The sequence below is a fragment of the Sphingomonas aerophila genome, from assembly GCF_014199305.1.
Taxonomy (GTDB): Bacteria; Pseudomonadota; Alphaproteobacteria; order Sphingomonadales; family Sphingomonadaceae; genus Sphingomonas; species Sphingomonas aerophila.
In genome coordinates this window covers 205,468-224,374 of record NZ_JACIJK010000003.1, presented here as the reverse complement: position 1 = coordinate 224,374, position 18,907 = coordinate 205,468, and the positions used below count along the sequence as shown (strand labels likewise).

The window sequence follows — 18,907 nt, the reverse complement described above, 5'->3', positions numbered from 1 at the left end:
GTTCACACCCCGCCCGTCCGGCACACCCTGGCCGGTCGAAGGACGACCGCGACGGGCAGGTCTCCTGGCTTGCGGGTCTGCACCCTCCTCGCCGCCTTCTCAGGAGAAACTCCCAATGGCATGTGGCGTGGTGGCTCACCGCTCACAGTTGCAGGGGCAGCCGGGGTCTTGAACCCCGTTCCCTTTTGATCCCTTTCGGGAACCTGTCGCGGGCGGGGCCTCTAGGCACCGCGCGCCGTCCCGTCAACGATCAGCGATGATGCGTTTGGTGATCACCGGCACCGGCGGGTCGCCGATCAGGCGCGCATGGACCCGGTACACCTGCTCCAGCAACGCAGGCGTCAACACCGTTGGCGGCGCTCCGTCCGCGACCAGGCGACCGTCAACCAGCACCAGCACCCGATCGCAGAACCGCGCCGCCAGGGCCAGGTCGTGCAGCACCGCCACGACCAGCCCGCCCCCATGCGCCTGGGCCCGCAACAGCTCCATGCCGTGCAACTGGTGTTCGGGATCGAGGCTGGCGAGCGGCTCGTCGGCAATCAGCGCGGGCGCCTCGACCGCCAGCGCGCGGGCCAGCAGCACGCGGGCGCGCTCACCGCCAGACAGTTCGGTGGCGGTGCGATGGGCGAGATGCTCGACCTCCGCCAGCCGCATGGCGCGCGCGACGGCAGCTTCATCGGCTGCGGACAATCGGGAGAACGGCGCGAGGTGGGGCAGTCGGCCGAGCGCCACCAGCCGTTCGACGCTCAGCGGCCAGTGCAGCGCCTGTCCCTGCGGCAGATACGCGATCTGGCGCGCGGTGGCCGCACGCGGCAGCGCCGCCACGGGCTGACCATTGAGCAGGGCTCGCCCGCTCGCTGGCAGCAGGCCGAGAAGCGCCCGGATCAAGGTGGACTTGCCCGCGCCATTGGGGCCGAGCACGCCAACGAACTGCCCCGCATCCAGCGTGAACGACACGCCGCGCACCACCTCACGCCCGCGCAGCGCGACCGACAGTTGCTCGGCAGCGAGCGTCACCACAGCCGTCGCTCCCGCATCAGGAAGACAAGGAACACGGGGACGCCAAGGAAAGCGGTCACGACGCCGAGCTTCAGTTCATTGGTGGTCGGTATCACTCGCACCGCAACATCGGCCAGCAGGAGCAATGCCGCGCCTGCCGCCGCGCTGGGCCACAGGATCGCGGACGGGCTGCGATCTGTCAGCGGGCGCACCAGATGCGGCACGATCAAGCCGACGAACCCGATCGCGCCTGAGACCGCCACCGCGCCACCAACGCCGATGCCGATGCCCAGCAGCACGCGCAGCCGGGTCCGCGCGAGGTCGACGCCCAGCGCCGCCGCTCCGTCCTCCCCCAATGTCAGCGCGTCGAACGCGCGGGCGTCCCAGGCGAGCAGCGCCGCACCCAGCGCGATGGGCGGCAGGGCAAGCAGGACATGGCTGAAAGCGCGGTCTTCCAGACTGCCGAGCAACCAATTGGTGATCTCCATGGCAGCAAACGGATTGGGCGACAGGTTCAGCGCCAGGCTGATCCCCGCCCCCGCCAGGGTCGACACGGCGACGCCCGCCAGGATCAAGGTCAGCGCGCTTTCGGACCTGCCCGCCAGCAGCGACAACAAGGCAAGGGCGACCAGCGCGCCCGCGATTGCGAGCAATGGCAGCAGCGCCGCGCTCGAACTCGCCAGCCCGAAATAGATTGCCACCACCGCGCCGAGTGCCGCGCCGTTGGAGGCGCCCAGCACGGACGGTTCAGCCAGCGGATTGCGCAGGTAGCCTTGCAACGCCGCGCCCGACAGACCCAGGATCGCGCCGATAGCGAGACCCAGCATGGCGCGGGGCAGGCGCAATTCAACCAAGATCGCGCGCTCTACCGGGTCGCCCCGCCCGAGCAGGGCCGCAAACGCGCGGGCGGGCGGGATGGCGGCGCTGCCCACGCCAATTGACAGCACGGCCCCGATCAGCACCGCCGCAATCAGCGCCGGCCACAGCCAGCCTTTCGTCCCGCCCCTCATGATCCGGCCTCTAGCGCGCGGCGGGGCGGCGGGGCAAAGGCAAAGGGTGCGCCGCCTGTTCGCCCTCGCCTTTCTCATGCTGCTCGGCGCTGCGCCGCCCGTTGGCGCGCCCCCCCACCGGATCGTGTCGCTAAACCTCTGCGCCGACCAGTTGCTGGTGGCGCTGGCGGACCCCGGCCAGATCGCCGCGCTGACCGACCTGTCGCGCGATCCGGCCATGTCGGCGGTGGCTCGGCGAGCGGCAACGCTTCCCGTTGCGCGCGGGGCGGCGGAGGCGGTGCTGGCATTGCGGCCCGATCTGCTGCTCGCCAGCCCCGGCACAAGCAGCGCCACCATGGCGCACCTGCGCGGCCGGTATGTGGAGGTCGATCTGCCCCCGGCCGATCGCTATGCCGACATCGTCGGGCAGGTGCGTACGGTCGCGGCAGCCGTGGGGCATCCCGACCGTGGCGAGGCGCTGATCCGCCGCATGGACGCGCGGCTGGCCCGCATCGCCCGCACGGGCCGGGGCCGGATCGCCGCCTCGTACCAGCGGCGCGGATACCTGACCGGCACGGGGACCCTGACCGACGAACTGATGATGCGCGTCGGGCTGGTCAACCTTGCCGCCCGACTGGGCAAGCCGATGCTGGCGCGGGTGCCGCTCGAACAAATGGCGCTGGCCCGCCCAGACTTCCTGCTGATCGAGAGCGACAGCGAGGGCGTGGTCGACCAGGGAACGGAGATGCTGCACCACCCCGTTCTCCGCTCCACGCCGCGTCTGCGCCTGCCGCAAGCGTGGACAGTATGTGGGGGACCGGCCTATGTGCTTGCGGCCGAAAGCCTGTCCCGCCAGCTCGCCCGGCAGCGCTGACCGATCAGCCGTTCCAGTCGAACGCGGCAAGCGTGGTCCGGCGACCGAGCAGAAAGGCGTCGGCCACCAGGCGAAAAGGCGACAGGTCGACTTCACTCTGCCGTGCATCGATGAGTTCGGCGAACCGGGCGTAAAGGCGTGGATACTCACCCTCGCTGCTCAATGGCTGTTCGACTGCGTTCAACTCCATCTTACCCCCGCCATGGGTCAGGCGCAGCGTATCGTCACCGCTGGTGATCGCGATTTCCCAGGTCTGGGGGCCGCGCTGGTCGAAGTTGAAGTCGACCTCCACCGGCACGCCCGCCGCGTCGGTCAGCTTCAGGGCCGCCTCGATCGGGGCAGCCTTGTTTTCGGGGAAGCCCAGCGTCGCCTCATCCAGCAGCAACGGCGCGGGCAGAACGCGGGTCAGGATCGACAGGGCGTTGATGCCGGGATCGAACACACCGATGCCCGGCTCCCAGATCCATTCCTGGCCCGGATGCCAGACGCGAACGTCCTCCTTCCAGGCAACGGTGACCTTGTCGAGGTTGCGCCCGCTCACCCACTCGCGGGCAGGCTCAACGCCCGGAGCAGCGCGCGAATGCCAGGTTGCATAAAGGACACGCCCGCTGCCCGATGCGGCCGCTGCAATCGCTTCGGCCTCACTCAGCGTCGCGGCGGGCGGCTTTTCAACGAGCACGTCGAGCCCATGCGCCAGTGCTTCGCGTATGAGGGCAAGCCGGCCGCGGGGCGGAGTGCAGATTGCCACCGCGCTCACGTCCGGACACGCTGCAACCATCTCCGGAATCGTTTTGAATGTCGGCACGCCTTCGTTTGCGCCACTCAGCGACACCGTCGCGGCAAACCGGAAGCGATCGTTGCCGGCGATCGTCGGCAGGTGCTGGTCCCGCGCGATCTTGCCGATGCCAACAACCGCGATCGCGATCGGTTTACCCGGCGCTGCATTCCCAACCGTGCTGGCCATCACTCCGCTCCCTTGGCGCGCTATCCGGGCAGGGTGCTAGAACGGGCGTCCGAACCTGTCCACTGGCACGAATTGGCGATCCTGGCGCGGCCTGACCGGGCGAGGCATCCCCCGCCCGGTTGATCCATCATATCTGCGCCAGACCACCGTCGACGAAGATTTCGCTACCGGTCATGTAGCTGCTGTCGTCCGACGCCAGGAACGCAGCCGCGCCGGCGGTTTCGCTGGGTTCTCCCAAACGACCGAGCGGGGTCGTAGCGCCCAGCGCTTCGAACTCTGCCTCGCCAACGACCTCTAGCGCCAGGTCGGTGCGGGTCGGTCCAGGTGAGAGGACGTTGACGCGAATGCCGGTACCGCGCAGGTCCTGCGCCCAGCTGCGCGCCAGATTGCGAACCGCGCCCTTTGTCGCGCTGTAGATGCTGAACTGCGGCGTTCCCATTTCTCCCGTGGTCGATCCGGTCAGGATGATCGAACCACCCGCGCGCATCAGCGGAAGGCCACCCTGGACCGTGAAGATCAGTCCCTTCACGTTGACGTCGAAGGTCGCGTCGTACTGTTCGCGCGTAATCCGCCCCAGCGGCGCGAACGAACCCCCGCCAGCGTTGGCGAACAGGATGTCGAGGTGCCCCGCCTCGTCCTTCACCGTCGCAAACAGGCGGTCAAGGTCGGCCTGGTCGGTGACGGAACCCTGCACGGCGCGCGCGCGATCCCCGAGCGAGGCGACGGCCGCGTCCAGTGCGTCCTGACGCCGCCCGAAAAGGTAAACTGTCGCGCCCTCCTCAATGAAGCGTCGTGCCGATGCGAGCCCGATGCCCGAACCACCACCCGTCACCACCGCGATTCTGCCTGCCAATCTGTCCATGCTTCAAACTCCTTATCTTCAGGAGCCGCCTAGCTGGCGGGGCACCAACTATTGAACAAGTATGCACCTTTTAGTAAGTATCAGGCCATGGCAGAAAATTCCTCAATCGAGCCGAGCTTCACCTGCGGGCTGGACGCGACGCTCCGCATTATTGCGGGCAAGTGGAAGCCGCTGATCGTGTACTTCCTGTCGCTGTCATCGAACCGGTATGGCGAACTCAGGCGTGCGGTGAAGGGCGTAAGCGACAAGATGCTGATCCAGCAGCTCAAGGAGCTGGAGGCGGACGGCATCGTTCACCGCCATGACTACAAGGAAGTGCCCCCGCGGGTGGATTACACGCTGACGCCGCTCGGCCGCAGCCTGGCCGGCGCGCTCGCCCCCTTGTGCGCCTGGGGCAGCGACAACATGGTCGAGGTCGGGCGCGTGCTGGCCGAACGGGAGCAATGGTCCCGCGAGCCGGCGGACGCCCAGCTGCCGGTCGCTTAGCTGGCAGCGGGAGAGTCAGAGATCTTTCGTAGCACCCGCGCGAGTTCCTCGATCGAATACGGCTTGTGCAGAAGCTCGAAGCCATGTGCGCCGCCAGACGCGAGCACCCGGCTGTAACCGCTGGTCAGGATTACCGGCAGCCCCGGATGACGCCGCTGGATCTCCTGGCCCAGTTCGACCCCGGTCAGGCCAGGCATCACCACGTCCGAGAAAACCACGTCGAAGCGAGCATCGCTCGCCAGATGGTTCAGCGCTTCCTGGCCATTGGTGGCCAGCACCGTGTTGTAGCCCATCTCGGTCAGTGCCTCGGTCGCGAATTCACCGACCTCTGGATTGTCCTCCACGACCAGGATGCACGCCCCCTCCGCCAGTGCGGGTGAAGCGTCGGCCGTCGTTGTGGCGGCCTCCGCCGTCCCGTCAAAGGCGGGCAGGTACATGGTGAAGGTTGCGCCCCGCCCTTCCTCGCTGTCGACCAGGACCTCGCCGCCCGACTGCTTGGTAAAGCCGAATACCTGGCTGAGCCCCAGTCCGGTGCCCTCACCCACCCCTTTAGTGGTGAAAAAGGGTTCAAAGATCTTGTCGATCTTGTCCGCCTCGATGCCGGTACCCGTGTCACGGACCATAATGGTCACGTAGCGGCCCTTTACCGCGGGATGCGCGCGCACGGCGGGCATGGCATCCGCCACCCCGACGGCGATGCTTAGTGTTCCTTCCCCGTCCATCGCGTCGCGCGCGTTGACAGCAAGGTTGACCAGCGCCGTATCGAACTGGCTGCGATCGGCGCAGACCACGCACGGCGCGTCGGGCAGCTCCATCTGCACCGCAACGCGGGAGCCGAGCAACGTGCGGATCATCGGCTGGATCGCGTTGACACTCTCGCCGGCGTCGAACGCCTCGGGCTTCAGTGCCTGCCGCCGGGCAAAGGCGAGCAACTGACTGGTCAGGCGCGACGCACGATCGGCGGTGTCGGCAATGGCGTCGATATAGCGCTGCCGACGATCCTCGCTGATATCGTTCCGGCGCAACAGGTCGACGGAGCCGCGGATCACGGTCAGGAGATTGTTGAAATCGTGCGCAAGGCCGCCGGTAAGCTGACCCACGGCCTCCATCTTCTGCGACTGGCGCAGCGCCTCTTCGGCGGTCATCAGCTCGGCAGTGCGCTCTGTCACTTGACGTTCGAGCGACGCCGCGAGTTCCGCGAGCTCACGCTCCGCACGGCGGCGCTCCACCGCGGCCCTGGTACGGCCAGCGACCTCGCTCAGGAACTGGATATCTTCTGGCTGCCAGACCCGGGGCGCCTCGTGATTGACGAACAGGAGGGCCACGGTCTCCCCCTGTTCGATCACGGGCATGTTGATGAACGAGCGGGCCGATATAGCTTCCAGCGCCGAAGCGCTTGCCATCGTGCGCGGATCGGTCCGGGCGTCTGTTACGACCGCCGTCTCCCCGCGATTGATATCCTCGATATAGGAACCGTAGTCGCGAAAGGAGAGCGTGCCCGCAAGAGTGACGACGCCTTCCGCATTCCAGTCGCGTTCAATGGTGATGGTTTCGGCCACCGCGTCGACGCTGCCGTAGCCGGCGCGCGACACCTCCAGCGTCCGCCCGATCACCTGGGCCGCAACAAAGGAGATGTCGACCGCGTCGTCGAGATCGCGCAGCTTGTCGCCAAGTTCAGCCAGCGCCAACCGGCGCAGCTCGGCCCGCTTCACCGCCGTCAGGTCCAACGACACCCCCGTCAGGCGCAGGGGCCGCCCGTCCGCATCGAAAAAGGGCTGGCCGCGCGACGTCAGCCAGCGTTGGATGCCGTCGGGCGTCCTGATCTGGTATTCAACCTCGTAATCCGCGCCGATCGCGATGGTGCGGTCAAGCGCCGCGCGCGCGCGCTCCCGATCCTCGTCGACGATCGCGGCCATGCGATCCTCGAGCGTGAACGGCGCGTCGGGAGCAAGGCCGAACAAGGCCTTGCACTGGTCGGACGACGTCAGCGTGCGTTCGGTAAGGTCTATGGTCCAGGTGCCAAAGCGTCCGACCTTGAGCGCGAAATCGAGCTCGCGCTCGCGCTCCTTTTGCGTCCGCAACCGTTCGGTCAGTTCAGCCATCAGCGCTGCATTGCTGCTTTCCAGCCCCGCCAGCCGCTCACGCTCCAGCGTCACGTCCATCTGGCTGGCAAAGAAGTAGGCGAGCTGCTGGTCGGCATCATAGACGGGCGCAAACAGCAGCCGGTTCCAGAACGACGTGCCGTCCTTGCGATGGTTGCGCACGTCGATCTCGAGCGGTTCGGCCCGTTCTACGGCATCCCTGATCTGTTGCACCGTACGGGGATCGGTTTCCGGTCCCTGGAGGAAGCGGCAATTGCGACCCAGAAGCTCACCGCGAGTGTAACCGGTCAGGGCGCAAAACGAGTCATTCGCGAAGACGATCGGATTGTCGTGCAGCCGGGGGTTGGTGATGATCATCGGCATGCGCGTCGCGTGAACCGCCGCTACGAACGGGTCAGTATGACGGTCCAGTCCCGCGATTTCCGTTGAGATCCGCTGCTCCTCGCGGAGGCTCTCTTCCGAAGATTGTCTGTTGGGCACGGGCAACCTTTTGTGTCGATCGCAACCGCTGTAAACGGCCAAACGGCTGCGCAAAAGTCATTAAACGTCGCACAAAGGCCTGATCCGGCTGCTTAGTTTCAACCGACTGCTTGCCCCTGTCGCGGCGGCAGGCCGTTGATGCAGGAGGCCAAGGTCACTGTCCCCTGCCAGACGTTAGCGGGTCAGAGCTGCGTCTGCCCAGGCGACTGCTGGCCCGTCGCCCTGCCTCGCCGTGACCGGCCGCGCGACGAGTTCGACAATGCGAACCTTGCTCACATCGGCGCTGATCGGCTGCGCAGCCTGGTCGAACCGCATCGGCTGAGAGGAGGCGAGAAGCTTGCCGTCGCCATAGACCTCGAACTGCACAGGCCCGCTTGCCGCGAGCGAAGAGTCGTCAATGCCTACCTTTGCCGTAAAGCGCCTGAAGCCCTTGTTGCGCACCTCCAACCGCGATCCCGCAAGGAGGCCGATGCCGGTGTCGTACAGCGTTCCCGCCACCCGCATCGTCTGCCCGTAAGCGGCACGATCCGGCTGCGCGCCGCCCCAGCCGCCATATTGAACATGTTCGCCCGGTCCGCGCGAACCGAACCAGCTGGTGACCGAATGGTGGATCGTGGGGTCTGCCCGCGGCACGGTAACGCCGTCCACCGCCGGGTTCACGCTGCCGGGCTGTTCGGACAGGAACAGCCCGTTGGGCAGCCGCCGCGTGCCGCTGACACGGAAGACCCTGGTTTCGTGCGGCGCCAAGTTGAAACCTTGTTCCTTGGTGAAGCTGCTGCGGGCCTTGCTCCACAGATCGGTCAGCTGGACGGGTGCACCGTCGCTCATTTTCAACTGCGCCGCGGTCAGCACGACGTCAGTCGGCGCGGCGCTGCGGTTGAACAGCGCGGCTGCCTTGTCGCCGTTCGCCAGCGTCTTCACCAGCAGTTGGTAATCATCAGACTGGTATGCGATCACCGCCTGATTGCCGGCAGGATCCTGGTTCAGCGCGATAAGGTCGCCATTGCCAAAGATCGCCTGCAACTCCGGCGTCAGCTTCCGCAGGTCGAAGCCGATGATCAGCGGCGAGTTGATCATCGCCCACAGCGCGAAATGCGAGCGCGCTTCCGTCAGGTGATTGGCGTCGAAGTCGCCCGTGCCGACGAACAGCATGTCCGCATCGTTCCACGAGCCCGGATGCGCATACAGCGATCGCGTCGCGGCGGTATCAAAGTTGGTCAGCATCCGCGTCCAGTGCGGCGTGATGTCATCGCTGGTGCGGGAGGTGTTGCCCATGTCCTTGCCCCAGGCGCGCACGTCGGAAGAGCCCCACAGGCAAAGCGACAGGACATAGTCGCCGTCGGGATTGTAGCGACGCAGCGCGCTCGCGACATCGCGATACAATGCCTGCACCGCCGGCACATTGGTGCGGCCGAGCGATTGCATGTCGACCAGCGGCGTCAGCGCGCGGTAAAGCCCGTTTTGCACACGCGGCGCATCGGCGGGCAGGCCGCGTATCCCGCACCCGTCCACCTTGATCAGGTCGAATCCCCAATCGGCGAAGAAGAGGCGGATGTCCTGGTCGGTGTGGCCGTACAGCCCGACCTCCCGCTCCGCCACGCTGCCTTCCGGCTGGTTCTTGAAGTCGGGCGTATAGATCTGGCCGCAGGTGTTGCGGCCGATGTCCGAATAGATGCCGGCCTTCAGCCCCATCGCGTGCAGCTTGGTCGTGAGCGGGCGGAAGCTGGGATCAGCAACCCCCTTCACTTTCGCGGAAGGAAAGCGCTCGGCCCGGATCATCAGGCGGCCATCGGGCTGCCGCCGCCGCAGCCACCAGCCATCGTCGATGTTGACGTATCTGTAGCCCTGCTTGGCTAGTCCGGTGGTGACCAGAGCCTGGGCAGAAGCGAGCACCTTCTCCTCGTCCACGTCGCTGTTGAAGGCGTTCCAGGAGTTCCAGCCCATCACGGGCGTTGCCGCCTGTCCCGCCGTGTTGGCGCTCCACTGGCCAGTCGGCGCAAGCGGGTCCGCAGCCTGCGCGAAGGCCATCGCCGGCGCGGCAAGCGACAGGGCGGTGCCGAAAAGGCCGAACAAACGCGCGCGCGTCACTTTGTGGCCCCGACGAGATGCTCGGAAAAGAAGGGCATGACGTGATCCTGGAAACGGCCAGCGACGCCGCTGGTGTGGTCGCCTGAATAAACCTCGAAGCTGTTGGCGATGCGATAACGATCCAGCGCCTCGTGCAGCGTGCGAGCGTCATCGCGCAGGCCGTCGCGGTCACCAACGTCGATAGCAATCGCGGCATAACGGCGCAGGTTGCCAACATATTGGTCGACCATGGCGAGCGGCGCGTTAGCCGCCCAGCGCGCGAGCACGTCGGGCTGCACCGCACCGTCCTTCACCGGCAGGTCGAGATACAGCGGCGCACGGGCGGGATTGGGTGACCAGGCGGCGGCGCTGGCCAGCGTGGCGCGATCCATGAAGGGCAGCCCTTCAGATTGCTTGGGCGACGTGAGTTTCCCCAACCGCTCGATCATCGCCGTGTCGATCTGTGCGGCCGATCGCGCGGACAAACAGCACGGGCTCATCATGTAGAGCGCGCCAAAGACGTCGGGGTGCTTGAGCCCGATCCGGGTCGTGCCATAGCCGCCCATCGAGTGCCCGGCGAGCCCGCGGCTGCGGCGGTCGGCAAGCGTGCGGTAATGACCGTCGATGTAGCGAACCAGATCGCGGGCGATAAATGTCTCAAAGTCGCCGGTCGTGACCGAGCTCGAATACATTGACCCGTTATGCACCGTCTTGCTGTCGGGCAGCACGACGATGAACTCACCCGCGCCCTTGGCAAATGCGCCCTCGATCGTCTGCGGCACATGGATCTCGCGTGTCCACTGCTCCGCCCCGATCGAGTAACCATGAAGTGCGTAGAGCACCGGGTAACGGCGGCTTCGGTTGAGGCCGTAGCCGGGCGGCAGTACGACCATCACGTCGCGAGCCGCCGAATCCCCTTCCAAACTGCCCTCCAGCGCGGGCGAGTGCACCTTGATCCGTTCGATCGTGACCGGTTTTGCATTCGCGACGGGAGCCGGGACGTTGGTCGCCACCTGTGCCGGCGCCGCCGCCGTCAACAACGCTGCCAGCGCAATTCCCGTTCGCATCCAGCCCATAGCCATGTGTGTTCCCCTTTTCATGCGCCTGTCAGTTCCGCTGCGCTCAGCCGCACGGGAGTACCGGGCAGCAATTGCACCGTCTGGCGTGTCGTGCCGTACCGAACCACCCGCTCGCCCGGTTCGTCAGCGGTCAACACGACCTCACGAAGACTGCCACCGCGCCAGTTCAGGTCGACCCGGCACCGTCCCCTCGCGCGCAGGCCGCTGACCGACCCGGTCGGCCAAGCCGAAGGCAGCGCGGGCAAGAGCAGGATGTCATCGCCCCGGCTCTGCAGCAGCATCTCTGCCATTGCGCGTGCGCCGCCGAAGTTACCGTCGATCTGAAAGGGCGGGTGTGCGTCGAACATATTAGGATAGGTGCGGCCCGGACCTAACAGGAATCGCAGGATGCGGTGCGCGTGCTCGCCATCGCGCAGCCGCGCCCACAGCGCCGCGCGCCACGCGGTCGCCCAGCCAGTCGACTCATCGCCGCGTAGTTCCAGCGAACGGCGCGCGGCAGCGGCCAGTGCGGGTGTCGCGTCCATGTCGATCTGCTCGCTCGGGAACAGGCCGTAAAGATGCGACACGTGCCGGTGCTTCGGCTCGGGTGCGCCAGCATCCCAGTCGGCCTGCCATTCCTGCAACTGCCCCTGCGCCCCGATCTTGTCGGGCGCGAGCCGGGCGCGGGCCGCGGTGACCTCTGCCGCGAAGTCGGCGTCCGTGTTCAGGATCGCGGCGGCCCTGGCGGTCCGGTCGAACAGGTCGCGCAGGATCTGCTGATCCATCGCCGGCCCCGCGCAGATCGACGCGCCCATCGGATGCGCATTTTCAGGCGACAGCGACGGGCTGGTCATCAATCGTCCCGTCGCGGGATCGGTCACCAGCGTGTCGAGGAAGAAGGTCGCGGCCCCCTTCATCAGCGGGTATACGCTAGCCAGGAACGCGCGGTCCCGGCCATAATCGTAGTGGTCCCACAAATGCATGCACAGCCACGCGCCGCCGGTTGGCCACAGCCCCCATTGCGCGCCGTCGATCGGTGCGGTCGCGCGCCACAGGTCGGTGTTGTGATGCGCCACCCAGCCGCGCGCGCCGTACATCTCACGCGCGGTACGCTCGCCCGTGACAGCCAGATCGCGCACCATCGCGACCAGCGGCTCGACGCACTCCGGGAGGGCGGCAACTTCCGCCGGCCAGTAGTTCATCTCCGTGTTGATGTTGATCGTGTACTTGGAGTCCCAGGGCGGGTCCGGGCTATCGTTCCATATGCCCTGAAGGTTTGCCGGCTGCGTGCCGGGCCGGGAGGAACAGATCAGCAGGTAGCGGGCGAAATCGAAATACAGCGCCGCCAGCCCCGGATCGTCGCGCGTTTGCGCCGCCACAATACGGCGATCGGTCGGCAAGGCCGTAGCGTCGCTCGTCCCCAGATCCAGGCGAACGCGTCGGTATAGCTGGCGGTGGGCGCTTGTGGCATCGCGCGACAGGTCCGCGAACGGCCGCCGGCTCGCCCGGTCGAGTTGCCCTGCGACGATCGACCCGGGCTCTCCCCCAAGATCATCGAACCGGCGGAAGCTGGTCGCCATGGCGAGAAGCAGAACAACTTCATCGGACCCCCGAACCTGCAATCGGTCGCGGGCCGCGATCACCCGTCCGCCAACCGGCAACACGCGCAATTGTACCGCGAAGCGGAGCGCGCCCTTGATGCCGAGCCGGTCGGGGCCAGTGCCTTGCAGCGAAAGCTGCCGATCGGTCGCAACAACGCGGGAAGCCTGAGACGTACGGAACGACAGGTCGATGTCGATTGCGCCGTGGCGGCTGGCTGTGATGCGGATGGCAATGACCTGATCGATGGGCGACGCGATGACCTGCCGTTCGAACGTGATGCCGTCGGCGGTGAAGCGCGTCGTTGCGATCGCTGCATCGAGGTCGAGCTCGCGATAATAGCCGCTCACCGCCGCTGAGGCATGTGCTCCCGCCCTGTCGATCAGCAGGTCGCCGATGGTCTGGTAAGGCATCTGCTTGAGCGGCCTGGCCATCACGCGCTCGTTGGCGAGCGTTTGCGCCTCGGCATAACGGCCCGCAGCTATCAAGCGGCGCACTTCGGGCAGGGCAGCGCGCGCGTCGGTGTTGACGGGATTGTACGGCCCGCCCGCCCAGAACGTGTCCTCGTTGAGTTGCAACCGCTCCTGCGCCGTGCCGCCGAAGACCATCGCGCCAAGCCGGCCGTTTCCGACGGGCAGCGCTTCCGTCCACGCGGTCGCCGGCTGTTGGTACCAGAGGCGGTCGCCGCGTCCGCCTGCACCCTCGGCCGGGCCGGCGAGAGCGGCAGCCCCCGCCACCGCCACGCCGCCCTCCATCACCGCACGCCGGGTCAGGCCGGCAGGAGGTGACATGTCCGAAGCGCTCACGCGATCATTGCAGGTCGAGGACGACGACCGACTTGGCCGGAAGCGTGACGGTGAGCGCACCGTTCGCCACCTGCGCCCCGTTAAACGGCGCCGGGGCCACTGCGTTCGGCTGGTCGAAGCTGTTGTGCGCGTCCATGGTTGCGGCCGTGATGATCCGTCCGCTCGCGGTGCTTGCCTGCACACCCTGTATCGCAACCGAAAGTGGTACAGCGCGATTGGGGTCGAGGTTCACCAGCGCGACATGCACACGCCCGGCCGCATCCTTCACCGCCGATGCGCTGACGGCGGGCACCGCCACCTCGTCCAGGTGATACCAGGGCGACGTTACCTCGATCGGCAGCGTCGTTGCGTCCTGCCACGGCTTGTACAGATCGAACACGTGGTAGGTCGGCGTCTTCACCATGCGAGGCCCATCGGTCAGCAGCATCGCCTGGAGCACATTCACCATCTGCGCGATTGCCGCCATGCGGACGCGGTCGGCATGGTGTGCGAAGATGTTGAGGTTGAGCCCCGCGACCACCGCGTCCCGCAGCGAGTTCTGCTGCATCAGGAACCCCGGGTTGGTGCCCGGCGTCGGGTCGTACCAGGTTCCCCATTCATCCACCGCCAGCATGACCTTCTTCGCGGGGTCGGTTTCATCCATGATCTTGGAGTGCTTGGTGATGAACTCCTCCATGCGCAGCGTGTGCGCCATGGTGGTCGCCCATTCCCGCTCGGAAAAGCCGATCGCAGGACCCTTGTCGTTCCAGTCCTTGTCGCGCGGGCGAGTATAATAGTGCAGCGCCAAGCCATCGATGTTCTTGCCGGCGATGCGCATCAGGTCGCGCGTCCACTCGTAATTTTCGTCGCTCGGCCCGCTCGCGATCTTCAGCATCGGGCCGTTCGCTGACTTGGCGAACTGGGCATAGCGGTTGGTCAGGTCTGCCGCATATTCCGCGCGCATGTTGCCGCCGCAACCCCACAGCTCGTTGCCGATGCCCAGATATTGGAGCTTCCAGGGACCCGCATGTCCGTTCTTCCCGCGCTCCTTGGCGAGCACGGACGTGTTGGCGGGCGCGGTGATATACTCGACCCATTGCGCGGTTTCGGATGGCGGTGCGCTGCCGACATTGGCCGACACATAGGCCTTCGCGCCAAGGCGTTCGACGAAGCCCATGAATTCATGCGTGCCGAAGCTGTTATCTTCGTTAATCCCGCCCCAGTTGGTGTTGACCTTGACCGGGCGCTTGGACGCCGGGCCGATGCCGTCACGCCAATGATATTCGTCCGCGAAACAGCCACCGGGCCAGCGCACCATGGGCACGTTGATCGCCTTCAGCGCGTCCAGCACGTCGCGGCGGTAGCCGGCATCATTCGGAATGCGCGAACGCGGGCCGACCCATATGCCGTCATAGATGCCGTGGCCCAGATGCTCGGCAAACTGGCCGAACACGTCGCGGTGCATCCGCGGCCCTGGCTGATCCGCGCGGAGGGTAGCGGTGGCACTTCCCGGCGCGGGCGCTGCCGTCGACTGCGACAAAGCCGGGGAGGCAAGAGCGAGGCTTGCCACGGACAGGCACAAGGAGAGACCCCAACGCTTCAGCACAATACTCTCCCTGTTCTTGATCTCGTTCAGCGACCAGCACGCCGGCCACCTGCGACGAGTATTTGTTGGACAGCGCCAAGTCAACGCGCGCTGCGCTTTTCATGGCCCGTAAGATAAGGCAATGCTAAGCGGGCATCGTGCAGGAGAGTAAGATCGACCCCGACGCCTTAGCGCCATCCCTCGATACCCCCATCTCGAAGGGACCACGCGACACTGGCCGGCGCTATCGCGGCGCCATCGCCTTCAAGCTTGGCACCGCCATTCTGGCCGGGGAATATCCGCCGGGCACGACATTGTCGGGCGAAGTGGCGTTCGCCGAAGCCCTGAACGTGTCCCGCACCGCCTTTCGCGAGGCTTTGCAGACGCTCGCCGCCAAGGGGCTGGTCGAAAGCCGGCCCAAGACCGGCACACGCGTGCTGCCGCGCGACCGGTGGAACCTGCTGGATCCCGATGTACTGGCCTGGGCCTTCTCGGGCGAACCGGACGTGCAACTGGTCCGCAGCCTGTTTGAATTACGAGCCATCATCGAACCCGGTGCTGCGCGCCTTGCCGCCGAGCGGCGAACCCGCGACGACGTGAAGCTGATGAAGGCCGCACTGACCGCCATGCGTCGTCATACCCTGGCCACCGAACAGGGCCGCATCGCTGATCGCGAATTCCACGCCGCTTTGCTCGGGGCGACGCGAAACGACGCATTGATGTTCCTTAGCGCAAGCATCGGCGCGGCGGTCAGCTGGACCACTTCGTTCAAGCAACGCGCGCGTGCCCTGCCCCGTGATCCTATTCCCGACCATGTGCGGGTGTTCGACGCCATCGCTGCCGGCGATGCTGAAGCGGCCGGGCAAGCCATGGGCGCGCTGGTCCAGTTGGCTCTGGACGACACGCGGGCCGCAATGGACGTCTAGCACCCGTATTCGACCAGCGTTCGCTTGACACTGGCCGGTTTGGTCGCATTAGTCCGACTGAACGCGCCTGATAAGGGCGGAATGGGGGAGGGTGCGACCGTGCCGAAGTGGAAATCCGTCCTGTTGCTCTCGGCGGCTGCCGCTCTGTCCGGCGCTGTCGCTCCGCCCCAGCAGTTCGCGCCCGAACCATCGGCCATCAGCCCCGCCCGGGGCGAAGCCGACCGCCTGGCCGCCGACCTCGTCGCCAAGATGACGCTGGACGAAAAGGTCGAGCAGCTCCTGAATGTCGCGCCGGCCATCCCCCGACTGAAGATCCCGCGCTACAATTGGTGGACGGAGTCGCTCCACGGGGCACTCGGCCCTGTGGACACCACCAACTACCCCGAACCGATCGGGCTCGCCGCGACGTTCGACCCTGCCCTGGTCCATGACGTTGCAGGCGCGATCGGGACGGAGGTGCGCGCGTTACACACGATGGCGCGCCAGACCGGGCGTTACGGACGGATCGGCACCGGGCTCGATACATGGTCGCCTAACATCAACATTTTTCGCGACCCGCGCTGGGGACGTGGCCAGGAAACCTATGGCGAGGATCCATTCCTCACCGCGCACATGGGTGTCGCTTTCGTGCAGGGCATGCAGGGCCCTGATCCCGACCGGCCTTACGTGATCGCGACGCCGAAACATTATGCCGTGCACAGCGGCCCGGAATCGACCCGGCACGAGGCAAACGTGTACGTCTCGATGCACGATCTGGAGGACACCTACCTTCCCGCCTTCCGCGCTGCAGTGACGGAGGGGCGGGCCGGGTCGATCATGTGCGCCTATAACCGCATCGACGGGCAGCCCGCCTGCGCCAACGATCTGTTGTTGAAGGAACATCTGCGCGGCGCCTGGGGCTTCCAGGGTTATGTTGTATCGGATTGCGACGCGGTGAAGGACATCGCCGACAACCACAAATATGCGCCCGACGCTGCCGCCGCTGTCGCGGCAGCGATGCGGGCCGGTGTCGACAATGAATGCAACGGTGCGACGCTCAGCGATACGGCGGGCCTGGCGGATCGCTATCGCGAGGCGTTGGCGCGCAACTTGATCACGGTGGGCGACGTCGACCGCGCGCTGGTGCGTTTGTTCTCCGCCCGATTCCGCAATGGCGACCTGCCTGGCCTGACCGGCGCGCCGCCCGCCGTGCCTGTCGGCGCGATCGGCAGTCGAGAGCATCAGGCACTGGCGCTCACGGCGGCGGAGAAGAGCCTGGTGCTGCTGAAGAACGACGGCGTGCTTCCGCTGAAGCCCACACTGCGCGTCGCGGTGGTCGGGCCCTTTGGTGACGCCACCCGCGTGCTGCGCGGCAACTATTCCTCCGGCCTGACCGGCCCGCGCGTGTCCGTGATCGACGGCTTGCGCCGCGCCATGCCGGGCGCGCAGATCACGCTTGTGCCGTTCGGCGCGTCCCTGACCGACGGCGACCGTGTGCCGACCAGTGCTCTGCGCACGCCCGATGGCAGGCCAGGCATCCAGGCGCGGTACTATAACCCGGTCCGCACCCCGCCGACCAGTTTCGCGCCGGGTACGCGAGAGGCTGCGATCGCAGCGATATCCTATCAGCCCAAGCCGGTGGTGACCCGGATGGAGCCCGACATTGGCGAGCGGCAACTGGAGCTGGCCAAAATCGCCGAGATCCACCGCGTCGTGTTTACCGGCTTCCTGGTTCCGGCCGACAGCGGCACCTACCGCGTGGGACTGTCCGGTGGCGGCAGCGTCGCGCGTGTGAACGGGCAAATTGTCGCGGACCGGCGCAAGGCGCGCTGGAACGACCTGCCGACCTTCACCACGATGGAGCTGCAGGCGGGGCGCCGCTATCCGATCACGGTGGAGGGGACCGGGGGCGACCTGGTCTGGAAGCGCATCTCCGCCGATCCCGCTGCTGCGTTGAAGCAGGCCACGGCGAATGCCGACGTGGTGGTTGCGACGGTGGGCCTCACCTCCGACCTCGAAGCCGAGGAAACCGGGGTGAAGGTTCCGGGTTTCGAGGGTGGCGACAAGACCACGCTGGACCTGCCAGAGGACCAGCGCACGATGCTGGCGCAGGCAAAGGCGACCGGCAAGCCGCTGGTCGTCGTTGCCATGAACGGCAGCCCGATCAACCTCGCCTGGGCGAAGGACAATGCGAACGCGATCCTGGAGGCCTGGTACCCCGGTCAGGCGGGCGGCGCCGCGATCGGCAATGTGCTGAGCGGCCTGACAAACCCGGCGGGGCGCCTTCCCCTCACCTTCTACCGGAGCACGGCGGACCTGCCGCCATTCGGCAATTACGAGATGAAGGGTCGGACCTATCGCTATTTCGAAGGCACGCCCGTTTTCCCGTTCGGCCACGGCCTCAGCTACGCGCGTTTTGACTATGCGCCGTTGACGGTGCAGCCTGTTAACGGTGGCGCGGAGAGCGGGGTGCGGGTCACCACCGAATTGCGCAACGTCGGCGATCGGCCGGGTGAGGAAGTCGCGCAGCTGTACCTGGATTTCCCCGAAACGCCGGGCGCCCCGCGAATTGCACTGCGTGGCCTGCAACGGGTGAGGCTTGCTGCCGGTGAGCGGCGAACCCTGACCTTTGCCCTGTCGCCACGCGACCTCAGCAGTGTCGCGCTGGACGGTACGCGGATCGTGGCGCCTGGCGCCTATCGGGTCAGCGTCGGGTCGGGCCAGCCCGGCACTGGCGTTCCGGGCCGCTCTGAACGGTTCACGACCCGCACGGGGGTGGTACTGCCGCGTTGAGAGAGCTGCGTTAGTGGCGACCGTCAGCAGCACTGGCAACATTGTCCGCCGCGTCTTGGTCGCACGCGATCTGCGACCAGGTGCCGAACCGGACCGGCGGCCGAACCTGGTGCGCCCGGTCACGCCCCGCGCTAACGCACGAATTCTTCATGAAAATGCTGTCGATCACCGGTTGACAGCACGGGCTTTTTTGGATGCTTTCTCCACATGCGTCCGATCAAAAACGTTGTTGTTGGCGAGGGCGGAACAGCAGGCTCGTTGGCCGCCGGCGTCATCACCGCAAGGCATCAGCGCTGCCGGCCGCACGGCATCGCCGTTGGGCCGGTTGAGACACCCAGGGCTTGGCTCATCACCGGCTG

13 protein-coding genes and 1 riboswitch are annotated in these 18,907 nt (G+C 66.5%); of the genes, 4 read left to right on the top strand and 9 right to left on the bottom strand.

All coding sequences use genetic code 11. The features are described from left to right. Positions 1-37: 37 nt before the first annotated feature. Positions 38-222, bottom strand: a riboswitch (cobalamin riboswitch). A 21-nt stretch (positions 223-243) separates the two neighbouring features. Next, the gene (locus FHS94_RS05900) at positions 244-1,020 is read right to left on the bottom strand and encodes an ATP-binding cassette domain-containing protein (RefSeq protein WP_184055643.1); all 777 of its coding nucleotides are present in this window, start codon (positions 1,018-1,020) and stop codon (positions 244-246) included. Beyond that, entirely contained in the window at positions 1,014-2,009 is a 996-nt protein-coding gene (locus FHS94_RS05895; RefSeq protein ID WP_184055641.1) for a FecCD family ABC transporter permease, read from the bottom strand. The genes FHS94_RS05900 and FHS94_RS05895 overlap by 7 nt, the downstream gene beginning before the upstream one ends. 76 nt (positions 2,010-2,085) lie before the next feature. On the opposite strand from FHS94_RS05895, the gene FHS94_RS05890 reads away from it, so the two are divergent. Beyond that, a complete protein-coding gene (locus FHS94_RS05890) occupies positions 2,086-2,862 on the top strand; it encodes an ABC transporter substrate-binding protein (RefSeq protein WP_246348410.1) in 777 nt (258 codons plus the stop codon). Between the two features lie 4 nt (positions 2,863-2,866). Here FHS94_RS05890 and FHS94_RS05885 read toward each other — a convergent pair whose 3' ends face one another. Together FHS94_RS05885 and FHS94_RS05880 are read right to left on the bottom strand one after the other, a co-directional pair. Beyond that, the gene (locus FHS94_RS05885) at positions 2,867-3,826 is read right to left on the bottom strand and encodes a Gfo/Idh/MocA family protein (RefSeq protein ID WP_184055637.1); all 960 of its coding nucleotides are present in this window, start codon (positions 3,824-3,826) and stop codon (positions 2,867-2,869) included. 127 nt (positions 3,827-3,953) lie between these two features. After that, entirely contained in the window at positions 3,954-4,688 is a 735-nt protein-coding gene (locus FHS94_RS05880; protein WP_184055635.1) for an SDR family NAD(P)-dependent oxidoreductase, read from the bottom strand. 87 nt (positions 4,689-4,775) lie between these two features. On the opposite strand from FHS94_RS05880, the gene FHS94_RS05875 reads away from it, so the two are divergent. Then, the gene (locus tag FHS94_RS05875) at positions 4,776-5,174 is read left to right on the top strand and encodes a winged helix-turn-helix transcriptional regulator (RefSeq protein WP_184055633.1); all 399 of its coding nucleotides are present in this window, start codon (positions 4,776-4,778) and stop codon (positions 5,172-5,174) included. Here FHS94_RS05875 and FHS94_RS05870 read toward each other — a convergent pair. From FHS94_RS05870 to FHS94_RS05850, 5 genes are all read right to left on the bottom strand, one after another. Beyond that, on the bottom strand, positions 5,171-7,756 hold the full coding sequence (locus FHS94_RS05870; protein ID WP_343055186.1) for a PAS domain-containing protein: 2,586 nt from the start codon (positions 7,754-7,756) through the stop codon (positions 5,171-5,173). The genes FHS94_RS05875 and FHS94_RS05870 overlap by 4 nt on opposite strands. A 174-nt stretch (positions 7,757-7,930) precedes the next feature. Then, complete coding sequence (locus tag FHS94_RS05865) at positions 7,931-9,784, bottom strand: NPCBM/NEW2 domain-containing protein (RefSeq protein ID WP_184055959.1); 1,854 nt, start codon at positions 9,782-9,784, stop codon at positions 7,931-7,933. A gap of 56 nt (positions 9,785-9,840) precedes the next feature. Beyond that, positions 9,841-10,905 carry an alpha/beta hydrolase gene (locus tag FHS94_RS05860; RefSeq protein WP_246348386.1) on the bottom strand — a complete coding sequence of 355 codons (1,065 nt, stop codon included), beginning with the start codon at positions 10,903-10,905 and terminating at the stop codon, positions 9,841-9,843. Positions 10,906-10,919: 14 nt separating this feature from the next. Next, complete coding sequence (locus FHS94_RS05855) at positions 10,920-13,271, bottom strand: glycoside hydrolase family 95 protein (RefSeq protein WP_246348385.1); 2,352 nt, start codon at positions 13,269-13,271, stop codon at positions 10,920-10,922. Positions 13,272-13,290: 19 nt separating this feature from the next. After that, positions 13,291-14,730: an alpha-N-arabinofuranosidase gene (locus tag FHS94_RS05850; protein ID WP_184055953.1), complete on the bottom strand. Its 1,440-nt coding sequence runs from the start codon at positions 14,728-14,730 to the stop codon at positions 13,291-13,293. Between the two features lie 332 nt (positions 14,731-15,062). Here FHS94_RS05850 and FHS94_RS05845 point away from each other — a divergent pair, with 332 nt between their 5' ends. After that, positions 15,063-15,776 (top strand): FadR/GntR family transcriptional regulator, encoded by a 714-nt coding sequence (locus FHS94_RS05845; protein WP_343055198.1) that lies wholly within the window; start codon positions 15,063-15,065, stop codon positions 15,774-15,776. A gap of 81 nt (positions 15,777-15,857) precedes the next feature. Then, entirely contained in the window at positions 15,858-18,548 is a 2,691-nt protein-coding gene (locus FHS94_RS05840; RefSeq protein ID WP_184055629.1) for a glycoside hydrolase family 3 C-terminal domain-containing protein, read from the top strand. Positions 18,549-18,907 lie beyond the last annotated feature (359 nt).